Here is a 1398-nt window from a genome sequence, read left to right as displayed (position 1 = left end):
GCCCAAGCCGCGCGCGGCGGCGCCCGAGGCGCCGGACGATGCGCACGACGCAGCGCCGCCGGCCGCGAAATCCTCGCGCAAGCGCAGCCCGTGATGCGCTGCGCCCTCACCGACTGAGGCCCGCATGCGGCTCGCGCTCGTTCTGATGGGAGGCGGCGCGCGTGCCGCCTATCAGGCCGGCGTGCTGTCCGCGCTGGCCGAGATCGCGCGCGAGGTCGAGCCGACCCGCCGCGAGCTGCCCTTCGCGATCGTCTGCGGCTCCTCGGCCGGCGCCATCAACGCCGCCGCGATCGCCAGCCACGCCGACGACTTCCCGCATGGCGCCGCGCGCCTGCTCTCGTTCTGGGAGCACCTGCGCGCCGAAATGATCTACCGCACCGACTGGCTCGGCGTGGCCGCCGCGGGGGCGCGCTGGCTGGCCGCGATGAGCCTGGGCTGGGCCGCGCGCCGTTCGCCGCGCGCGCTGCTCGATAACGCGCCACTGGCCCACCTGCTGCAGCGCGAGCTGAACTTCCACCGGGTCGGCCAGATGCTCGGCGCGCGCAAGCTGCACGCGCTGTCGATCACCGCGCTCAGCTACACCAGCGGCCGCCACCTGACCTTCTACGAGGGCAGCGAGCCGATCCACGCCTGGCGGCGCGCCCAGCGCACGGCGCGGATGGTCGACCTGTCGGCCGCGCACCTGCTGGCCTCCTCGGCGATCCCCTTCGTGTTTCCGGCGGTGCCGCTAGTGATCGACGGGCGCATCGAGTATTTCGGCGACGGCTCGATCCGCCAGATCGCGCCGCTGTCGCCGGCGATCCATTTCGGCGGCGACCGGATCGTGGTGATCGGCGCGGCCGCCGCGCGTCCCGAGGTGCCGGCGGCGAACGGGCACGCGAGCGCCTATCCGTCGCTGGCGCAGATCGGCCAGCAGGTGCTGGCCAGCGTGTTCCTCGATTCGATCGGCACCGACATCGAGCACATCGAGCACGTCAACCGCGTGGTCGAGCACCTGCCGCGCCAGGTCGAGCCCGAGAGCGGCTGGCGCCATGTCGACGTGCTGGCGATCGCGCCTTCCGAGCGCATCGAGCTGATCGCCGCCAAGCATCTGCGGCGGCTGCCGGCCACGGTGCGCGCGCTGCTCGGCGCGATGGGCGGCAACCAGCCGGCCGGCGCCTCGTTCGCGAGCTACCTGCTGTTCGAGGCGGAGTTCACGCGCGAGCTGATCGCGCTCGGCCATGCCGACGCGATGCGGCAGCGCGAGACGCTGGCCGAATGGATCGCCTCGGCCAGCCCCGGCGGCGGCTCGCCGCCGCGCGTGCCGCCGCCGGTGTCGCCGGTGGTGTCGCCGGTGGTGTCGCCGGTGGTGTCGCCGGTGGTGTCGCCGGTGGTGCGGCCGGTGGTGCGGCCGGTGGC

Annotated in this window: 1 protein-coding gene; it reads left to right on the top strand. The window is 74.2% G+C overall.

All coding sequences use genetic code 11. The annotated features are described in order from the left end of the window. Positions 1-124 precede the first annotated feature (124 nt). The coding region (locus F3J10_RS35670; RefSeq protein WP_240155812.1) for a patatin-like phospholipase family protein at positions 125-1398 on the top strand (1274 nt) is incomplete at its 3' end.

The sequence above is a fragment of the Burkholderia sp. Cy-637 genome (assembly GCF_011753175.1).
GTDB lineage: Bacteria > Pseudomonadota > Gammaproteobacteria > Burkholderiales > Burkholderiaceae > Burkholderia > Burkholderia gladioli.
The sequence above is the reverse complement of the archived record's forward strand: the minus strand, read 5'-3'. Positions and strand labels throughout refer to the sequence as shown.